Raw genomic sequence first — 17646 nt, 5'->3', positions numbered from 1 at the left:
GAGTCACCCGGATGAGCACGACCCAGAGCGAGAGGCTGCGAGTACTGCTGGAACCGCTCGTCAGCTCCCAGGGACTCGATCTCGAAGAGGTCGAAGTGGACTCGGTCGGACGCAAGCGGGTGCTGCGCGTGGTCGTCGATTCCGACACGGGTGCCGATCTGGACCAGATCGCGGATGTGAGCCGCGCGCTCTCCGCGAAGCTCGACGAGACCGACGCGATGGGCGCGGGTGAATACACCCTGGAAGTCGGGACGCCCGGCGCCGAGCGCGAGCTCACCGAGCACCGTCACTACGTGCGTGCCACCGACCGGCTGGTGAAGTTCCAGCTGGCCGAGAGCGGTGAGCTGGTCGCCCGGATCCTCGACGTGGACGACGACGGGATCGATGTGGAGGTGCCCGGTGTGAAGGGGCGTAGGCCCACCGCCAAGCGGCTTGCCTTCGCGGAGGTCCTCAAGGCCCGCGTGCAGGTCGAGTTCAACCGTAAGAGCAAGAACGAAGAGCACGAAGAAAACACAGAGAACGCAGAGGAGGCGTAGCCGTGGACATCGACATGAGTGCCCTGCGGGGCCTGGTACGGGAGAAGGAGATCTCCTTCGACCTGCTGGTCGGAGCGATCGAGTCGGCCCTCCTCATCGCCTACCACCGCACCGAGGGAAGCCGCCGCCACGCGCGCGTGGTGCTCGACCGTGAGAACGGCCATGTGACGGTGTGGGCGAAAGAGGACCCCGAGGACCTGGAGGAGGGGGAGGAGCCGCGCGAGTTCGACGACACCCCGTCCGACTTCGGCCGGATCGCCGCCACCACCGCCAAGCAGGTCATCCTCCAGCGGCTGCGGGACGCCGAGGACGAGGTGACGTTCGGCGAGTTCGCCGGCCGTGAGGGCGACATCGTCGCCGGTGTGGTCCAGCAGGGCCGTGACCCGAAGAACGTGCTCGTCGACATCGGCAAGCTGGAGGCCATCCTGCCGGTGCAGGAGCAGGTGCCGGGCGAGGAGTACCCGCACGGGCTGCGCCTGCGGTCGTACGTCGTCCGGGTGGCGAAGGGCATGCGCGGTCCGTCCGTGACCCTCTCCCGTACGCACCCCAACCTGGTGAAGGCGCTGTTCGCCATGGAGGTGCCGGAGGTCGCCGACGGGTCGGTGGAGATCGCCGCCATCGCGCGCGAGGCCGGCCACCGCACGAAGATCGCCGTCCGCTCCACCCGCAGCGGTCTGAACGCCAAGGGCGCCTGCATCGGCCCCATGGGCGGCCGGGTGCGCGCGGTGATGGGCGAGCTGCACGGCGAGAAGATCGACATCGTCGACTGGTCGGACGACCCGGCCGAGATGGTGGCCAACGCGCTGTCCCCGGCGCGGGTCTCCAAGGTCGAGGTGGTCGACCTCGCGACCCGCTCCGCGCGCGTGACCGTGCCGGACTACCAGCTGTCCCTCGCCATCGGCAAGGAAGGGCAGAATGCCCGGCTCGCGGCCCGCCTCACGGGGTGGCGGATCGACATCCGTCCGGACACCGAACAGCCGTCCGACCAGCCAGGGGAATAGTTCTCGGCCGCCAGTGGCTTAGATCACGACAACAGCCGTTCGATTCTTGCCCCGAAGGGGTGAGGTCGGTGCGGGGAGGTAGACTTAGACGTGTCTGGCCGGACGCGAGCCCGCGCATGCCCTGAACGCACCTGTGTGGGGTGTCGGGAGCGAGCGGCCAAGAAGGAACTGCTGCGGATCGTGGCGGTCGAGGGCGAATGCGTCCCCGATCATCGCGGTACGCTGCCCGGCCGGGGCGCATATCTGCACCCCGCCCTGGTCTGTCTCGACCTGGCGGTACGCCGCCGGGCGTTCCCACGGGCGCTGCGTGCCCAGGGGACGCTCGACACAAAGGCGTTGCGTCTCTCCGTCGAGCAGGCAACACCGTAAGAGCGAGTCGTACGGAACCTCCGTGCGGCCCGGTATTCCGCGAGTTGGAAGTAGGTCGAGATTGCGATGAGCACTCGATGAGCACGCGATGAGTACGCCCATGAAGTAGCGACGGTCCGGACGCACCCGGACCTAAAAGGAGCGAAGTGGCTAAGGTCCGGGTATACGAACTCGCCAAGGAGTTCGGGGTGGAGAGCAAGGTCGTCATGGCCAAGCTCCAAGAACTCGGTGAATTTGTCCGTTCGGCGTCCTCGACGATCGAGGCGCCCGTTGTACGCAAGCTGACAGACGCCCTCCAGCAGGGCAGCGGAGGCGGCAAGCCCGCCCCCGCACGCAAGGCTGCCCCGGCCCGTCCGGGAGCCCCCTCTCCGGCGCAGGGTGCCCGCCCGGGCCCCGCCGCGCCGCGTCCGCCGGCCCCGAAGCCGGCCGTCGCCGAGCGCCCCGCCGCGGCTGCCGCCGCTCCGGCCGCGCCCGCCGCCCCGGCCTCCACCGGCGGCCCCCGTCCGGGCCCGCGGCCCGCGCCGCGGCCCGCCCCGGTCTCGCCGGCGCCCACCGCGCCCGAGTTCACCGCGCCTCCGGCGGCCCCGGCGGCTCCCGCCGCCCCGGCCTCCACCGGCGTTTCCGCACCCCGTCCGGGCGCCCCGCGTCCGGCGAGCCAGGCACCCCGTCCGGGCGCTGCCCGTCCGGCCGGTCCCGGCCAGGGCGGCCAGGGTCGTGGCGACCGCCCCGAGCGTGGCGGCGACCGTCCCGGCGCTCCGCGTCCGGCCGGCGGCCAGGGCGCACGCCCCGGTGCCCGTCCGGCCGGTCCCCGTCCGGGCAACAACCCGTTCACCTCCGGCGGCTCCACCGGCATGGCGCGCCCCTCGGCGCCCCGTCCCGGCGGTGCCCCGCGCCCCGGCGGCCAGGACCGCCCGGGCGGTGCTCCCGGCGGCGCCCCGCGTCCGCAGGGTGCCGGTCAGGGCGGTCCCCGTCCCCAGGGCGCTTCGGGCGGTCCCCGTCCCGGTGCTCCGGGTGGCGCGCGTCCGACCCCGGGCGGCATGCCCCGCCCGCAGGGCGGCGCTCCGCGTCCGGGCGGTGGCCCCGGTGGCAACCGTCCGAACCCCGGCATGATGCCGCAGCGTCCCGCCGCGGGTAGCAGCCCCCGTCCCGGTGGCGGCCCCGGTGGCCGTGGTCCCGGTGCCGGCGGCGGTCGTCCCGGCGGTCCCGGCGGCGGCGGTCGTCCCGGTGGCGGCGGCGGCTTCGCCGGTCGTCCCGGTGGCGGCGGTGGCGGTTTCGCCGGTCGTCCCGCGGGTCCCGGTGGCGGTGGCGGCGGTTTCGCCGGCCGTCCGGGTGCTCCGGCGGGTGGCGGCGGTGGCCGTCCCGGCTTCGGCGGTCGTCCCGGTGGTCCGGGTGGCCGCGGTGGCACACAGGGCGCCTTCGGTCGTCCCGGTGGTCCCGCGCGTCGCGGTCGCAAGTCGAAGCGGCAGAGGCGCCAGGAGTACGAGGCCATGCAGGCCCCGTCGGTCGGCGGTGTGATGCTGCCTCGTGGCAACGGACAGTCCGTCCGTCTGTCGCGCGGTGCCTCGCTCACCGACTTCGCCGAGAAGATCAACGCCAACCCGGCGTCGCTCGTCGGCGTGATGATGAACCTCGGCGAGATGGTCACTGCCACGCAGTCCGTCTCCGACGAGACGCTGAAGCTCCTCGCGGACGAGATGAACTTCGTCCTCGAGATCGTCAGCCCCGAGGAGGAGGACCGCGAGCTGCTCGAGTCCTTCGACATCGAGTTCGGCGAGGACGAGGGCGGCGAGGAGTTCCTCGTCGCGCGTCCGCCGGTCGTGACCGTCATGGGTCACGTCGACCACGGCAAGACCCGACTCCTCGACACCATCCGCAAGACGAACGTCGTCGCGGGCGAGGCCGGCGGTATCACGCAGCACATCGGCGCGTACCAGGTCACGACCGAGGTCAACGACGAAGAGCGCAAGATCACCTTCATCGACACCCCGGGTCACGAGGCGTTCACCGCCATGCGTGCCCGTGGTGCCAAGTCGACCGACATCGCGATCCTCGTGGTGGCGGCCAACGACGGTGTGATGCCCCAGACGATCGAGGCGTTGAACCACGCCAAGGCGGCCGACGTGCCGATCGTGGTCGCGGTCAACAAGATCGACGTCGAGGGCGCCGACCCGACCAAGGTGCGCGGTCAGCTCACCGAGTTCGGTCTGGTGGCCGAGGAGTACGGCGGCGACACCATGTTCGTCGACATCTCCGCCAAGCAGGGTCTGAACATCGACCAGCTGCTGGAGGCCGTGGTCCTCACCGCGGACGCCTCGCTCGACCTGCGGGCCAACCCGGAGCAGGACGCGCAGGGCATCGCGATCGAGTCCCACCTGGACCGTGGCCGCGGCGCCGTCGCGACCGTCCTGGTCCAGCGCGGCACCCTGCGGGTCGGCGACACCATGGTGGTCGGCGACGCCTACGGCCGTGTCCGCGCGATGCTCGACGACAAGGGCGACAACGTGGAAGAGGCGGGTCCCTCGACCCCGGTCCTCGTCCTCGGACTCACCAACGTCCCGGGCGCCGGCGACAACTTCCTCGTCGTCGACGAGGACCGCACGGCACGTCAGATCGCCGAGAAGCGCGCGGCGCGCGAGCGCAACGCCAACTTCGCCCGGCGCGGAGTCCGGTTCTCCCTGGAGAACCTGGACGAGGCCCTCAAGGCCGGTCTGGTGCAGGAACTCAACCTCATCATCAAGGGCGACGCGTCCGGTTCGGTGGAGGCCCTCGAGTCCTCGCTGCTCCAGCTCGACGTCGGCGACGAGGTCGACATCCGCGTCCTGCACCGCGGCGTGGGTGCGGTCACCGAGTCGGACATCGACCTGGCGACCGGCTCCGACGCGATCGTCATCGGCTTCAACGTCCGCGCAGCGGGCCGCGCGGCGCAGATGGCGGAGCGCGAGGGCGTCGACGTCCGGTACTACTCGGTGATCTACCAGGCCATCGAGGAGATCGAGGCGGCCCTGAAGGGCATGCTCAAGCCGGAGTACGAGGAGGTCGAGCTCGGTACGGCGGAGATCCGCGAGGTCTTCAAGTCGTCCAAGCTGGGCAACATCGCCGGTGTCCTGGTCCGCTCCGGAGAGGTCAAGCGCAACACCAAGGCGCGCCTCGTCCGCGACGGCAAGGTCATCGCGGAGAGCCTCACCATCTCCGGTCTGCGTCGCTTCAAGGACGACGTCACCGAGATCCGCGAAGGGTTCGAGGGCGGTATCAACCTCGGCAACTTCAACGACATCAAGGTCGACGACGTCATCGCGACGTACGAGATGCGCGAGAAGCCTCGCGGCTGATCGTCACAGCACGCGATCGGGGCCGGTCGGCGGGGAGAGAATTCCGTCGATCGGCCCCGGCCGTTGCGTGTACGGTTCCTGTATCGGCGTCCGAGACCGGCGCCCATACCCCGAACCGGCGGGACATCCGGACACACATGTATGTGGGGACTCTGTCCTTCGATCTGCTCCTCGGCGACGTCCACTCGCTGAAGGAGAAACGCTCTCTCGTCCGTCCGATCGTGGCCGAACTCCAGCGCAAGTACGCGGTGAGCGCGGCCGAGACGGGCAGTCAGGACCTGCACCGCAGGGCCGAGATCGGGCTCGCGGTGGTTTCCGGGGACACGGGACACCTCACCGACGTACTGGACCGCTGTGAACGGCTGGTCGCCGGGCGGCCCGAGGTGGAACTGCTCTCGGTTCGACGCAGGCTCCACAGCGACGAAGACTGAAGCAAGCAGCAAGACGTAGTTACTAAGGAGACGGACCAGTGGCCGACAACGCGCGTGCCAAGAGGCTGGCGGACCTCATCCGAGAGGTGGTGGCCCAGAAGCTGCAGCGCGGGATCAAGGACCCGCGGCTCGGCACTCACGTCACCATCACGGACACCCGGGTCACCGGGGACCTGAGGGAGGCGACCGTCTTCTACACCGTGTACGGGGACGACGAGGAGCGCGCGGCGGCCGCCGCCGGTCTGGAGAGCGCCAAGGGCGTGCTCCGCTCGGCCGTGGGTGCCGCGGCCGGTGTGAAGTTCACGCCGACCCTCACCTTCGTCGCGGACGCCCTGCCGGACACCGCCAAGACCATCGAGGACCTCCTCGACAAGGCCCGGCAGTCCGACCAGAAGGTGCGCGAGGTCTCGGCGGGCGCCGCCTACGCGGGCGACGCCGACCCGTACAAGAAGCCGGACGACGAGGACGACGCCGCCGAATGACGCAGAAGACCCAGACGCCCGACGGCCTTGTCATCGTGGACAAGCCGTCGGGCTTCACCTCGCACGACGTGGTCGCCAAGATGCGCGGCATCGCCCGCACCCGCCGCGTCGGGCACGCCGGCACCCTCGACCCCATGGCGACGGGCGTGCTCGTCCTCGGTGTCGAGAAGGCGACAAAGCTCCTCGGCCATCTCGCGCTGACGGAGAAGGAGTACCTGGGCACCATCCGCCTGGGCCAGAACACCCTGACCGACGACGCCGAGGGCGAGATCACGGGGTCGGTCGACGCCTCGAAGGTCACCCGGGAGGCCGTCGACGCCGGGATCGCCAAGCTCAGCGGCGAGATCATGCAGGTCCCGTCCAAGGTCAGCGCCATCAAGATCAACGGCGTGCGCTCCTACAAACGGGCCCGCGACGGCGAGGACTTCGAGATCCCCGCCCGCCCCGTCACCATCTCCTCCTTCGCGGTCTACGACGTCCGGGACGCCGTCGCCGAGGACGGCACCCCCGTCCTGGACCTGGTGGTCTCCGTGGTCTGCTCGTCCGGCACCTACATCCGGGCGCTCGCCCGCGACCTGGGCGCGGACCTCGGCGTGGGCGGTCACCTCACCGCTCTCCGCCGTACCCGCGTCGGCCCGTACAAGCTGGACTCGGCCAGGACCCTGGACCAACTCCAGCAGGAGCTGACCGTGATGCCGATCGCCGAGGCCGCCGAGGCCGCGTTCCCGCGCTGGTCGGTGGACGAGCGGCGGGCCAAGCTGCTGCTCAACGGAGTCCGCCTGGACATCCCCGAGGAGTACGCGGGCGTCGGCGCGGTCGGCGTCTTCGACCCCGAGGGCCGCTTCCTGGCGCTCGTCGAGGAACAGAAGGGCAAGGCCAAGAGCCTCGCCGTCTTCGCCTGAGTGACACCCCCGGAGACCTCTCCGGGGGTTCAACTCCCGCCCGTGGAGCGGCGGTCACGGGGTCCACGTTCCCGCCGCTCCACGGTCCCCCCTCGGTTCCCCCACCCCTAGGGTGTATCCAACGCTCCTCGTCTATTCACCCACCTGGGCAGGCGCTCGGAGTGAACCGAGGGAGCGGAAGGGGGCGCGTTCACCACGCGATCTGTCCCGCCGATCACGCCACGCTTACCGTCGAACACAGGGCAGCGGTACAGCGGGGAGGTTCGACCATGGTGGGACGGGGCCCGCGGCGATCCACCGGGGGCGATGCGACAGCGCCCCAAAGGGGCGCGGGGAACTGCGCGACCAGCCACGACGGCGTCGCAGATGAACGACGGCACATCGCGGCCCCGGCGGAGCGCCTCGTGCGGATCCGCGATCTGGCCGGACGCCCCCGCGGCACCGGCTTCGTCGCCGACCACCACGGCACGGTGATCACCAGCCACGAGGCCGTCGACGGACTGCCCCGGCTCGTCCTGCACGCAGCCGGCGACCGCAGCTGCCTGGTGACCGCCGACGCGGTGACCCCACTGCCCGGCCTCGACCTGGCCCTCGTCCGCACCGAGGGACTCGGCGTCGACCCGCTCCCCGTCACCGTCCGGGACCGGATCGGGACCGGCACCTACGTACGCATCGCCGCGGGCTGCTGGCGCGAGGCCCGCGTCCTGGGCGCCACCTCCGTGACGTACACGGCCACCGACCGCTTCCATCTCCTCGACGACGCACTGGAGTTGGCGATCGGCACCGCCGGCCGGGACGCGCTGCGGCCGGGCGGCGGAGCGGCCGGCGGACCCGTCCTCGACACGGTGACCGGCGCGGTGGTCGCCGTCCTCGGCACAGCACTCCAGTCCGCGCAGCGGGACACGGGCTTCGCGGTCCCCCTGCGCGCACCCGACGGCCCACTCGCCGACCTCCTCGCCCGCAACGCGGCGACCGTGCCCGCCTACGGCCCCGACCTCAACCTGGCAGGCGTGCTGGAACTGACGGCCACCTCGGTGGGCTCGGACGGCCCGCCCGGCACGCTCGCGGGCTTCGTCGGCGCCGGTCGCGCAGGCCTGCCGGAGCCGGTCGAACGCCCTTCGGTGGCAAGGGAGTTCGCCCGCTTCACCGCGAGCCCGGCCGCCGTACTCGGCCTCGTCGGGCCTCCGGGCAGCGGCCGTACGACGGAGCTCGCGGCGTTCGCCGCCCGGCGCGGCGGCGGTGCGGAACCGGCGCCCACGCTGTGGCTGCGCGGCGCCGATCTGCGGGACGGCGACGCGTCGGTGGCGGACGCGGTACGGCGGACCGTGGAGCGGGCGTCCCGCATCCTGGCCGCCTCCGTCGCCCTGCCCGGCGGCCTCGGCGACGTAGGCCCCGAGCGGCTGGCCCGGGTCGCGGGCGACGCCGGAAGGCCCTTGCTGCTCCTGCTCGACGGCCCCGAGGAGATGCCGCCCGTGCTGGCGCACCGGCTGGCCGAGTGGACCCGGGGGACGGGGGAGTGGCTGCGGGGGAGCGGGGCGCGGCTGGTGGTGGGGTGCAGGGCGGAGTACTGGGAAGGGGCGGGGTTTCCAAGGGAGTTGCTGTACGGAGGGCTTCCCTCCAAGGTGCCTGGGCCTGATGACGCCGGTCCGTATTTCTCAGCCCCCGGGACGGCGCTTCCGGCCTGCGTCCACCTGGGCGACCTGCGTCCAGATGAAGCCCGCCGGGCCCGCGCGGCCTACGGCGTCCCGGAGGACCTTCTCGCCGACGCCGACGCCCGTCACCCCCTCACCCTTCGTCTCCTCTCCGAGGTGCTCGCCGCGCTGCCCGGGACCCCCGCCGCCCGGCTCCAGCGTGACGAGGTGTTCTCGGCCTACCTCGACCTCATGTGCCTTCGCATCGCCGTCCGGCTCGCCGCCGAGAACGGCCTGCGGGGCACCGCCGTACGACGGCTCGCCGCCAAGGTGTCCGGGCAGGTGCACGAAGCGGCACGGCGCAGTCTCGGGCCGGGGCAGGGGGAGTTGGACCGGGAGGCGTTCGAGGCGGTGTTCCCGTGGGGCCCCGCGCCGGCGCGGCTCGGCGGAGGTACCGGGTGGGCGTCCGCCGTTCTCACCGAGGGGCTGCTCGTGCCGGCCGGCAGTGGATACCGCTTCGCCCACGAGGAGTTGGCCGACTGGATCCAGGGCACGCATCTCGACCTCGACGAGGCGCTGCACGCCCTGGTGCACCGCCCGCGCACCCAGCGGGCCGCGCATCTCCTCCCCGTCCCGCACCACCGCATCGGCCCCGTCGTACAGGCCCTGCTGCTCCTCGCCCGCGAGCACGGCACCGGTCAACTCGCGCTACGGCTGAAGGAGTTGGCGCAGGCCATCGACGCCGACCCGCACTCCTGGTGGGCCGCGCGGCTGCTCGCCGGGGTGCTGGTGAGGGTGCCCGACGCGTCGCCGTACAGCGGTGTACTGCGGCTGCTCGCCGACCAGTTGGTGGCGCGACGACAGCAACAGGACGACGTACCGGCGGAGTTCGGGCCGGAGTTCTGGACCGCGCTGGCGCTGCCGGAGGCCGAGCGGTTCGAGTTGCTGCGGCGGCTGGTGCTCGCCGACGGTGCCCCGCAGGACGGCGGCGGGCCCCGATTCCTGGACGCCGCCGCCGAGTTGCTCGCCGCCGACCCCGCCGCCGTACAGCCGCTGCTGACCCGGTGGTTCGACGACGAGCGGCCGTTGCCCGCGACCCCGCACGCGACCGTGGCGACGGCCGCGCAGGCGCTGCTGCACACGCATCGGCGGCGGGCGCTGGACGATCTGACCGAGGTGCTGGTCGGCTGTGCGCACGGGCGGGCCGACGAACTCCTCGCCGTACTGGCCGAGGAGGAGCCGTCCGCCGTGTGCCGGGCCGTGGACCGGTGGGCGCACGACGAGCGGCCGGGGCGGCGGGTGGCGGCGGTGGCGTACGGACTGCGGGCCGCGCCGCACGTACGGACCGAGGCCGACCGTGAACTCCTGCGCTACGCGGCCCAGTTCCTGCTCGCCCGCCCCGCCGACCGCTCCCTGCACGGTGGCGCGCTCGCCCTCCTCGTCCGCGATCCGCACACCCGCGCCCGCCATCTCCCGCAGGCGCTGCGGCACTTCGCGTCCGGCGACCCGCAGTTCCCGCCGAGCGCGCTGGCCGCCGCCCTCACCACCCACTCCGACCCCGTCCTCGAAGCCTTCCGGGCCCGGCTGCACGGACCGGACGCGGGCGAGGCGGTCCGCACCCTCGCCGACGTCACGACCCCCGCCCTCGCCCGCCGGGCCGCCGCCCTGGTGCGCGAGACCGTCGTACGGTGGCCGGAGACGGCCGCCCACCTCGGGGTCTACGTCGACCGGTGCCTCGACCACGGCCCCGCCGCGCGGGCCGACCTCCTCCCCCTGGTCACCGGCCTCCTCGACGGCGGCCCGGAACCGGTGCGGACGGCCCTCGCCGCCGTGCTCGCCGCGCCCGGCACCCCCGCCTCCCGGCCGCTGCGCCGCGAACTCCTGGAGTTCCTGCTCGCGCACGAGCACGACCCCGCCGTCCTGGACGCACTCCTGCACGCGGCGGCCCGGCGCGACGACGACGAGCTCCGCGACCTCGTCCACCGGACCGGACGGCTGCTCGTCCGCACCCCCGCCGGCGCGACCCGTTTCGACCGCGGGCTCGTCGACCTCGGCCGCCAGGTGCCGGGCTTCGCCGCCCTGATGGCCCGCTGGCTGGCGGACACCCCGGCGGACTGGGCCGCGGTGGTCGGACCCAGCGCCCGTCGCATGATCGAGAACCTGGCCGGAGTGGGCGTTCCCGCCTAGCGGGATTCGTACGTGCGCCCGGTCACAGCCACCATGCCGATGCGGGCCGAAAGCCCCCGGCATGGCACCCTTAGACCTGCGTAAGAGGTCAACGACACAGGTCTACATCAGGTCTACATACGGACACGGGTTCGATGAGGAGCGGTCACAGTGCAGCGCTGGCGTGGCTTGGAGGACATCCCCGAGGACTGGGGGCGCAGCGTCGTCACCATCGGTTCCTATGACGGGGTCCACCGCGGGCACCAGCTGATCATCCGGCATGCCGTGCAACGCGCCCGTGAGCTGGGCGTTCCCTCCGTCGTCGTCACCTTCGACCCGCACCCCAGCGAGGTCGTGCGCCCCGGCAGCCACCCCCCGCTGCTCGCCCCGCACCACCGCCGTGCCGAACTGATGGCCGAGCTGGGTGTCGACGCGGTGCTGATCCTCCCGTTCACCAAAGAGTTCTCCAAGCTGTCCCCGGCCGACTTCGTGGTCAAGGTCCTGGTGGACAAACTGCACGCGAAGGCGGTCGTCGAGGGCCCCAACTTCCGCTTCGGCCACAAGGCCGCGGGCAATGTGGCCTTCCTGATCGAGCAGGGCAGGACATACGACTTCGAGGTAGAGGTGGTGGATCTTTACGTGAGCGGTGCGGCGGGCGGTGGTGAGCCCTTCTCCTCCACACTGACCAGGCGGCTGGTCGCCGAGGGCGATGTCGAGGGCGCCCGCGAGATTCTCGGCCGCCCGCACCGCGTCGAGGGTGTCGTGGTGCGCGGCGCCCAGCGCGGTCGCGAAATGGGCTTCCCGACGGCCAACGTCGAGACCCTGCCCCACACGGCGATCCCGGCCGACGGCGTCTACGCCGGTTACCTCCACGTCGAGGGAGAGGCCATGCCGGCCGCGATCTCCGTCGGCACGAACCCGCAGTTCGACGGCACCGAGCGCACGGTCGAGGCCTACGCCATCGACCGCGTCGGCCTCGACCTCTACGGCCTGCACGTCGCCGTCGACTTCCTCGCCTTCGTGCGCGGCCAGGCGAAGTTCGAATCGCTGGAGGGCCTGCTGGAGCAGATCGCGCAGGACGTGAAGCGGTGCCGGGAGCTGATCTCGGCGGACGCGGACGCGGACTCCGACTCCGAATCCGGCGACGCCGAGTAGCTGTTTTCGTTTCTACGACGCCGAAGGGCGGCCGGTGCTTGTGGGCACCGGCCGCCCTTCGCGTTCGGCGGTGGGTTACTGCTGCGGGGGTGCGGACGGCGGGGGAGGCGGAGCCTGGCCACCTTCAGGCTGGGCGTAACCGGGGTGCTGCGGGTAGGGCTGGGCCTGCTGTCCCGGGTGCTGGGGGTAGGGCTGCTGGCCGTACAACTGCTGCTGGCCCGGCTGCTGTTGGGGTTGCTGCGGGGGGTACGGAGCCTGCTGGCCGGGAGCGGGCGGGCCCGGGTACGGCTGCTGTTGCGCCGGATAACCCTGCTGACCGGGGTAGCCCTGCGCTCCCGGGTATCCCTGCTGGCCCGGCATCGGCGGGGCCAGCACCGGCGGGGGGTTGCCGTCGCTCGTCCACAGGCCGTGCATCTGCTGGTGGCGGACGAAGTCCTCGGCGACCAGGGCCGCGAGGTGGAAGTACGCCTCCCGGACCTTCGGCCGCATCATGTCGAGGTCGACCTCCGCACCGGCGGCGAGATGCTCGTCGAACGGCACCACCACGACACCCCGGCAGCGCGTCTCGAAGTGGCTGACGATGTCCTCCACCTTGATGGTCTTGCCGGTCTCGCGCACCCCCGAGATGACGGTGAGCGAGCGCGAGACGAGGTCCGCGTACCCGTGCGCCGACAGCCAGTCCAGCGTCGTACTCGCGCTGCTCGCACCGTCCACGGACGGCGTCGAGATGATGATGAGCTGGTCGGCGAGGTCCAGCACACCGCGCATGGCGCTGTAGAGGAGACCCGTACCGGAGTCGGTGAGGATGATCGGGTACTGCTTGCCCAGCACGTCGATCGCGCGCCGGTAGTCCTCGTCGTTGAAGGTCGTCGAGACGGCCGGGTCGACGTCGTTGGCGATGATCTCCAGACCGGAGGGCGCCTGGGACGTGAACCGGCGGATGTCCATGTACGAGTTGAGGTACGGGATCGCCTGGACCAGGTCGCGGATGGTGGCCCCGGTCTCGCGGCGCACCCGGCGGCCGAGCGTGCCGGCATCCGGGTTGGCGTCGATCGCGAGGATCTTGTCCTGGCGCTCCGTGGCGAGGGTGGAGCCGAGCGCGGTGGTGGTCGTGGTCTTGCCGACACCGCCCTTGAGGCTGATGACCGCGATCCGGTAGCAGGACAGCACGGGCGTGCGGATCAGGTCCAACTTCCGCTGCCGCTCGGCCTCTTCCTTCTTGCCGCCCAGCTTGAACCGCGAGGGTGAGGCACCCGGACGGCCGCTCTTCGCCTTCTGCTTCTTGTTGTTGAGCAGCCGGTCCGACGACAGCTCCACGGCCGCGGTGTAACCCAGCGGCGCGGCACCGGGGTTCACCGGCTGCCGGTGGTCGTGCTGCATGGGCTGCGGCCAGGCGGCACCGGTACGGGGGTCGACCGGAGGTGCGGAGGGAGCCTGGGGGTGGGACTGCGGCGGCAGCGGTTGCGGCTGCGCCTGCGGGGGCTGACCGGGGTGCCGTGGGTCGCCGCCCTGCTGCGGGATCTGGGGCGCGTGCGGGGGCGGCGGCGCGTCGGACCAGGACTCCGGGGCGAAGCCGGTGCGGGGGGCGTCTTGGGCGGGGGCGGGGGGCGCGGCCGGGGTGTGGGGGAAGCCGTAGCCGTCGTGCTGAGCGAGAGGCGGCGGGAAGCCGTAGCCGCCCTGTTGGTCCGGCGGGGTGGGGGCGGGCCCGGTGTGCGGGGCGCCCTGGTGGTCCTGCGGTGCGGGGGGAGGGAAGCCGTAGCTGCCCTGTTGGTTCGGTGGGGTACCCGGGTGGTTCTGCTGGGCCGGGGGCTGCGGGAAGCCGTAGCCGCCTTGCTCGTTCGGGGTCGGCTGCGCGGGTGGAACGGGGGGCTGGGGGAAGCCGTAACCGCTCTGCGGCGGGGCCGGGGGCATGGGTGCCGGGGCTTGTGGAGCGGGGGCGTTCCACGCGGCCTGGGCAGGCTGCGGGGTCTGAGGTGCCTGCGGCTGCTGGAACGCGGGCTGCTGCTGGGGCGGTGACGACGGCTGGGGCGGCGCCGCGAAGGGCTGTTGCGGTACGGCCGGTTGGGGCGTCGCGGGAGCCGCGGCCGGAGGCTGCTGGGCCTGAACCTGGGGCTGGGCCTGGGCCTGGTGTTGCGGCTGTGCGGGCCAGTGGTCGGCCGGGGCCGGGGCGGCGGGCTGGTAGGAGGGCGGCAGGGGCGGGACGTCGCTCTGCGGGGCTGGCGGGCGGGTCCAGGCGGGCGGGAGGGGCGGTACGTCGCCGGTGGCCTCGGTGGCATCGGTGGCCGGGGCGGCAGCGGGCTGCGAGGCGTCGGCTACTGGTGCGGAGGTCGGGGCGTCGGTGTCGCTCGGTTCGTCCGCCGGGTCGGTGGCGGGAGACGTATCGGTGTTCGTATCGGCGCTCGTGGCGGGGGTTGCGGCGGCGGGCACAGCGGTCGCGGAGTCGTCGTCGGCGCTCTCGTCATCGGCCTGAGTCTGAACCTCGGCCTCGGCCGACTCCGCGCTCTCCGGGTCGGCGACCGTGCCGTCCTCGTCCTGAGTGCTCGCCTCGGCGTCGTCGCCGTGCTCCGGGGTCTCCGTCAGCTCGTCCTCGGAACCCTCGAACTGCCCTTCCCCGGAGCCCGATTCGGCACTACCGGCATTCCCCGCAGAACCCTCGACCGGAGCCGGAGCCGGAGCCGGAGCCGGAGCCGGAGCCGGAGCAACCGGAGCCTCCGCGTCGGCCTGTTCCGGCGTGGGGCCGGTCACCCCACCCCGTTCCGTGATCTCCCGCTTCAGCGCGGCGGCCGAGATCCGCATGGTCGCGCCGCTCACGAGGTCGCCGTGCTCGCCGTCCTCCTCGTCCTCGTCGGAAACCAGGGCCGAGGCCGTCCAGGCGGACGGGAAGCCGGGGTTGTTCGGCAACGCCGGTGTCGAGAACGGGAGGCCGACCGGCGATGGCGGAGGCGGCGTGGCCGTACCGTTCGCCGGAGTCGGCGCCGAAGGCGGCGTAGGTGCCGTAGGCGCGGCAGGTGCCGTGGGCGGTGCGGGCGTCGGCGGGGCCTGTGCGGGCGTGCCCGACGAGTTCTGCGTGTACCAGGCCGGCGGGGCGTAGTCGATCGTGAACTCGCCCGTCATCTCGATGGCGGACTCGTCATCGGGCTGGTCATCGCCGGGCGTGGCCCAGCCCCCGCGGATCCCGTCCCGATCGCTGCTCACAATTCCTCCTGGTGTGGTCGAGCACCCTCATGCCGTGCTGGGGCGACCGTTCTTGACATCCGAACGTCCGATGCGCCGGGTCGTCCCCCTGAGCCCGTGGCCCTGGGCGACGCACCACCCGCGCGCGGATACTCGTGACGTGCCCTGTCCCAGCCTAATCACCAAAACCGTGGACTCGGCAGGCCCGCCCACCCCTTCGTGCACACCCACACGACCGAGACCGGCGATAGCGGATCAAATCCCCCTGGAATTCGACCAATCGCGACAGCTCGGGCACTTCAATCCACCGGATCCACCCCACTGGCGGTCCGTCGCTCCGCCGTCGTCCCGCCGTCAGTCCATGCGGCGCGCGACGCCCAGCAGCCCGACCTCGGCGTCCGTCGGCTGGGTCATCACGTACTGCCGGTCCCGCTCCGTGCACCACAGGGTGACGCCTTCGGGCAGCGTCGGCAGTGACTCCAGGTCGGGGCGCGGCAGACCGATCACGCGCCCGATCTCGGCCGCCTCGTCCGGCGACACCCGCTGCACACCCACCAGCCGCGCCTGCCGCATCAACCGCGGTGCGACCGGGCTGAGATACGGCAGCAGGGTCAGCACCGACTGCCAGGGCGCCGACGTCACCCGCCCGCGCGGGGGCCGCATCCCGCAGTCCCGCACCACCAGCACGGGCGTACCGGCGGAGGCGCCCTGCGGGGGGACGCGGCCGACGTCGTACACCGCGAGGCCGTTCTGTCCGCCGCCCATCGCGTGCACCATCTGCATCCAGGCCTGCGGCCGTCCCGTCTCGACGGCGACGCGGGCGCCCGTGGCCGCCGCGCGCAGCGCCAGCACCTGGGCCGTCCACAGGCCGCTGATGAGCAGGATGTCGTACGGCGTCGGGCGGTTGACCCCGAGCACGGCGGGCCGGCCGTCGGGGTCGATGCCGACCACCACGCCGTCGTCGCCGATGGGCAGCGACAGCGCCTCTACCTGGTCGACGGGCAGGGCGTGGCGGGGGTGGCGGGGGCCGAGCAGGCCGAAGCCGGTGCGCAGCCGCGAGGCGATACCGGTGGTGCCGGGCTCCGTGGTCGTCATGGACGTCATGGTCATCAGCGGGCACCTCCGAGGGGCAACGTGGCGAGGACGCCGGGGAGTTGTTCGCGGTCGAGGCGGGCCAGGCCGGTGCGCGTCTGCCGGGCCGCCTGCTCCAACTCGCGCCGGGCGTCGGTCAGTTCCTGGTTGCTGCGGCCGGTGATCCGCAGATGTCCGGTGAGGGCCACGTCCTGCCGCTCGCCGCGGGCCAGGGTCAGACTGAAGGTCGTCGCCAGCGCGGGCACCGCCGTGAGCTGGGCCACGAGTTGTGCCAACGAGGTGCCGGACTCGCCCAGTTGGGGCCAGCGGCGCACCCAGTAGGTGGTGTGCCGGCGGTTGTCGCAGCGCCAGCTGCGGCTGGATTCCTCGGTCCGCCGCTGCGGTGCCTCGCTCCGCCCGGCCTGCGCGGTCACCATCGGGTTGGCGCACGCGGAGGTGGCGATCGCGGCCGTCAGCTCCTCCTCCGTGAGCACGTTGGCCCGCAGGCCCGCACCGGACAGGCGGCTCGACAGATGCTCCGCCGACCGCACCAGGCACTTCTGCGCCCCGACCAGTCCGCCCCCGCGCGCGGCGACCGCCTCGGGGCACAGCTCGGGGTCGAGCTTCAGCGCGATCCAGGTGATACGGACGGCGGGGGAGCCCGTCTGGGCCTGCAGCGGCGCGTAGTTGCTCACCACGACCGACTGCTGCGGCAGATGCAGCGCGGGCGCGGGCTGGGTGTGCACCACGATCTGCGCCGACTCGAGGTGGATCCCGTCGACTTCGAGGGCGTCGCGGACCAGCCCCACGGGCAGCGGTCTGCGTCCGCGCTCGGCACGCAACGCGCCCGCGTCGGACTCGACTTGGAGCACCGCGGTGAGGAAGTCGCCGTCGCCGATCATCCCGACCGGCCGCTGGTCGCGGTCGTCACCGCGGTGGTAGCTGTACGTCCGCAGGCTCGGGTCGCACTCCACGGCGGGCGCGAGACCGGCGTCCGTCCCCTGCGGCACCGGGGTGTTCGCGGCTCGCCGCACCCGGGACCGCAGTGCCAGCAGGGTGCCGAGCCACTCCGGCAGGGAGCGCCCCCGGCGTCGTACGACAGCGAGGACCACCAGGAGCGCGGCGACGACGACCGAGGGCACGAGCGCGACCGGGCCGATGAGCCAGCCGCAGACCACGAGCGCCGCCGCGACCTCCAGCAGCACCAGCCGCTGGGTCGTGAACGAACCCCCGCGCCCCGAACGCGACTTCAGATGAGGCGTGAAGGAGCCGCGGTGCGGACCCGAAACGCTCAGGTGATCCGAGCCGGCCGCCGATTGCGATCGCGACCGGTTCCGCGTTGCGGATGCCATCACTCCAAAACCCCCGAACTCTCCCGAAATTCCCTGCGCGCCGGCCC

At 72.6% G+C, this 17646-nt stretch carries 12 protein-coding genes; 9 read left to right on the top strand and 3 right to left on the bottom strand.

The annotated features are described in order from the left end of the window. Positions 1 to 11 precede the first annotated feature (11 nt). The 9 genes from rimP to ACQHII_RS14190 all read left to right on the top strand — a co-directional run bounded on the left by rimP (position 12) and on the right by ACQHII_RS14190 (position 12002). Positions 12 to 536 carry a ribosome maturation factor RimP gene (rimP, locus tag ACQHII_RS14230; RefSeq protein ID WP_427919658.1) on the top strand — a complete coding sequence of 175 codons (525 nt, stop codon included), beginning with the start codon at positions 12 to 14 and terminating at the stop codon, positions 534 to 536. Between the two features lie 2 nt (positions 537 to 538). Next, positions 539 to 1537 (top strand): transcription termination factor NusA, encoded by a 999-nt coding sequence (nusA, locus tag ACQHII_RS14225; protein ID WP_019074814.1) that lies wholly within the window; start codon positions 539 to 541, stop codon positions 1535 to 1537. Positions 1538 to 1627: 90 nt separating this feature from the next. After that, a complete protein-coding gene (locus ACQHII_RS14220) occupies positions 1628 to 1906 on the top strand; it encodes a YlxR family protein (RefSeq protein WP_200714795.1) in 279 nt (92 codons plus the stop codon). Positions 1907 to 2052: 146 nt separating this feature from the next. After that, positions 2053 to 5235, top strand: a complete 3183-nt coding sequence (infB, locus tag ACQHII_RS14215) for a translation initiation factor IF-2 (protein WP_427919657.1) — start codon at positions 2053 to 2055, stop codon at positions 5233 to 5235. Between the two features lie 137 nt (positions 5236 to 5372). Further along, positions 5373 to 5666: a DUF503 domain-containing protein gene (locus ACQHII_RS14210; protein ID WP_019074817.1), complete on the top strand. Its 294-nt coding sequence runs from the start codon at positions 5373 to 5375 to the stop codon at positions 5664 to 5666. A gap of 38 nt (positions 5667 to 5704) precedes the next feature. Continuing rightward, positions 5705 to 6148, top strand: a complete 444-nt coding sequence (rbfA, locus tag ACQHII_RS14205; RefSeq protein ID WP_019074818.1) for a 30S ribosome-binding factor RbfA — start codon at positions 5705 to 5707, stop codon at positions 6146 to 6148. After that, positions 6145 to 7050: a tRNA pseudouridine(55) synthase TruB gene (truB, locus tag ACQHII_RS14200; RefSeq protein WP_427919656.1), complete on the top strand. Its 906-nt coding sequence runs from the start codon at positions 6145 to 6147 to the stop codon at positions 7048 to 7050. The genes rbfA and truB overlap by 4 nt, the downstream gene beginning before the upstream one ends. 404 nt (positions 7051 to 7454) lie before the next feature. Then, positions 7455 to 10868 carry a trypsin-like peptidase domain-containing protein gene (locus ACQHII_RS14195; RefSeq protein ID WP_427919655.1) on the top strand — a complete coding sequence of 1138 codons (3414 nt, stop codon included), beginning with the start codon at positions 7455 to 7457 and terminating at the stop codon, positions 10866 to 10868. A 150-nt stretch (positions 10869 to 11018) separates the two neighbouring features. Beyond that, entirely contained in the window at positions 11019 to 12002 is a 984-nt protein-coding gene (locus tag ACQHII_RS14190; protein WP_427919654.1) for a bifunctional riboflavin kinase/FAD synthetase, read from the top strand. A 75-nt stretch (positions 12003 to 12077) separates the two neighbouring features. Here ACQHII_RS14190 and ACQHII_RS14185 read toward each other — a convergent pair whose 3' ends face one another. From ACQHII_RS14185 to eccE, 3 genes are all read right to left on the bottom strand, one after another. After that, a complete protein-coding gene (locus ACQHII_RS14185; protein WP_427919653.1) occupies positions 12078 to 15197 on the bottom strand; it encodes an SCO5717 family growth-regulating ATPase in 3120 nt (1039 codons plus the stop codon). Between the two features lie 333 nt (positions 15198 to 15530). Beyond that, positions 15531 to 16280: a hypothetical protein gene (locus ACQHII_RS14180; RefSeq protein WP_427925306.1), complete on the bottom strand. Its 750-nt coding sequence runs from the start codon at positions 16278 to 16280 to the stop codon at positions 15531 to 15533. A 5-nt stretch (positions 16281 to 16285) separates the two neighbouring features. After that, a complete protein-coding gene (gene eccE, locus ACQHII_RS14175; RefSeq protein WP_427919652.1) occupies positions 16286 to 17599 on the bottom strand; it encodes a type VII secretion protein EccE in 1314 nt (437 codons plus the stop codon). Between the last annotated feature and the right edge of the window lie 47 nt (positions 17600 to 17646).

Source organism: Streptomyces sp. cg40, from assembly GCF_050320165.1.
Taxonomy (GTDB): domain Bacteria; phylum Actinomycetota; class Actinomycetes; order Streptomycetales; family Streptomycetaceae; genus Streptomyces; species Streptomyces hokutonensis.
Note: the sequence above shows the minus strand (reverse complement) of the source record. Positions and strands in the feature narration are given on the sequence as shown.

Excerpts from the sequence above, each read along its gene's own strand:
- rimP (WP_427919658.1), top strand. The coding sequence starts at position 12 with ATGAGCACGACCCAGAGCGAGAGGCTGCGAGTACTGCTGGAACCGCTC.
- ACQHII_RS14210 (WP_019074817.1), top strand. The coding sequence starts at position 5,373 with ATGTATGTGGGGACTCTGTCCTTCGATCTGCTCCTCGGCGACGTCCAC.
- truB (WP_427919656.1), top strand. The coding sequence starts at position 6,145 with ATGACGCAGAAGACCCAGACGCCCGACGGCCTTGTCATCGTGGACAAG.
- ACQHII_RS14180 (WP_427925306.1), bottom strand. The coding sequence starts at position 16,280 with ATGACGTCCATGACGACCACGGAGCCCGGCACCACCGGTATCGCCTCG.
- eccE (WP_427919652.1), bottom strand. The coding sequence starts at position 17,599 with ATGGCATCCGCAACGCGGAACCGGTCGCGATCGCAATCGGCGGCCGGC.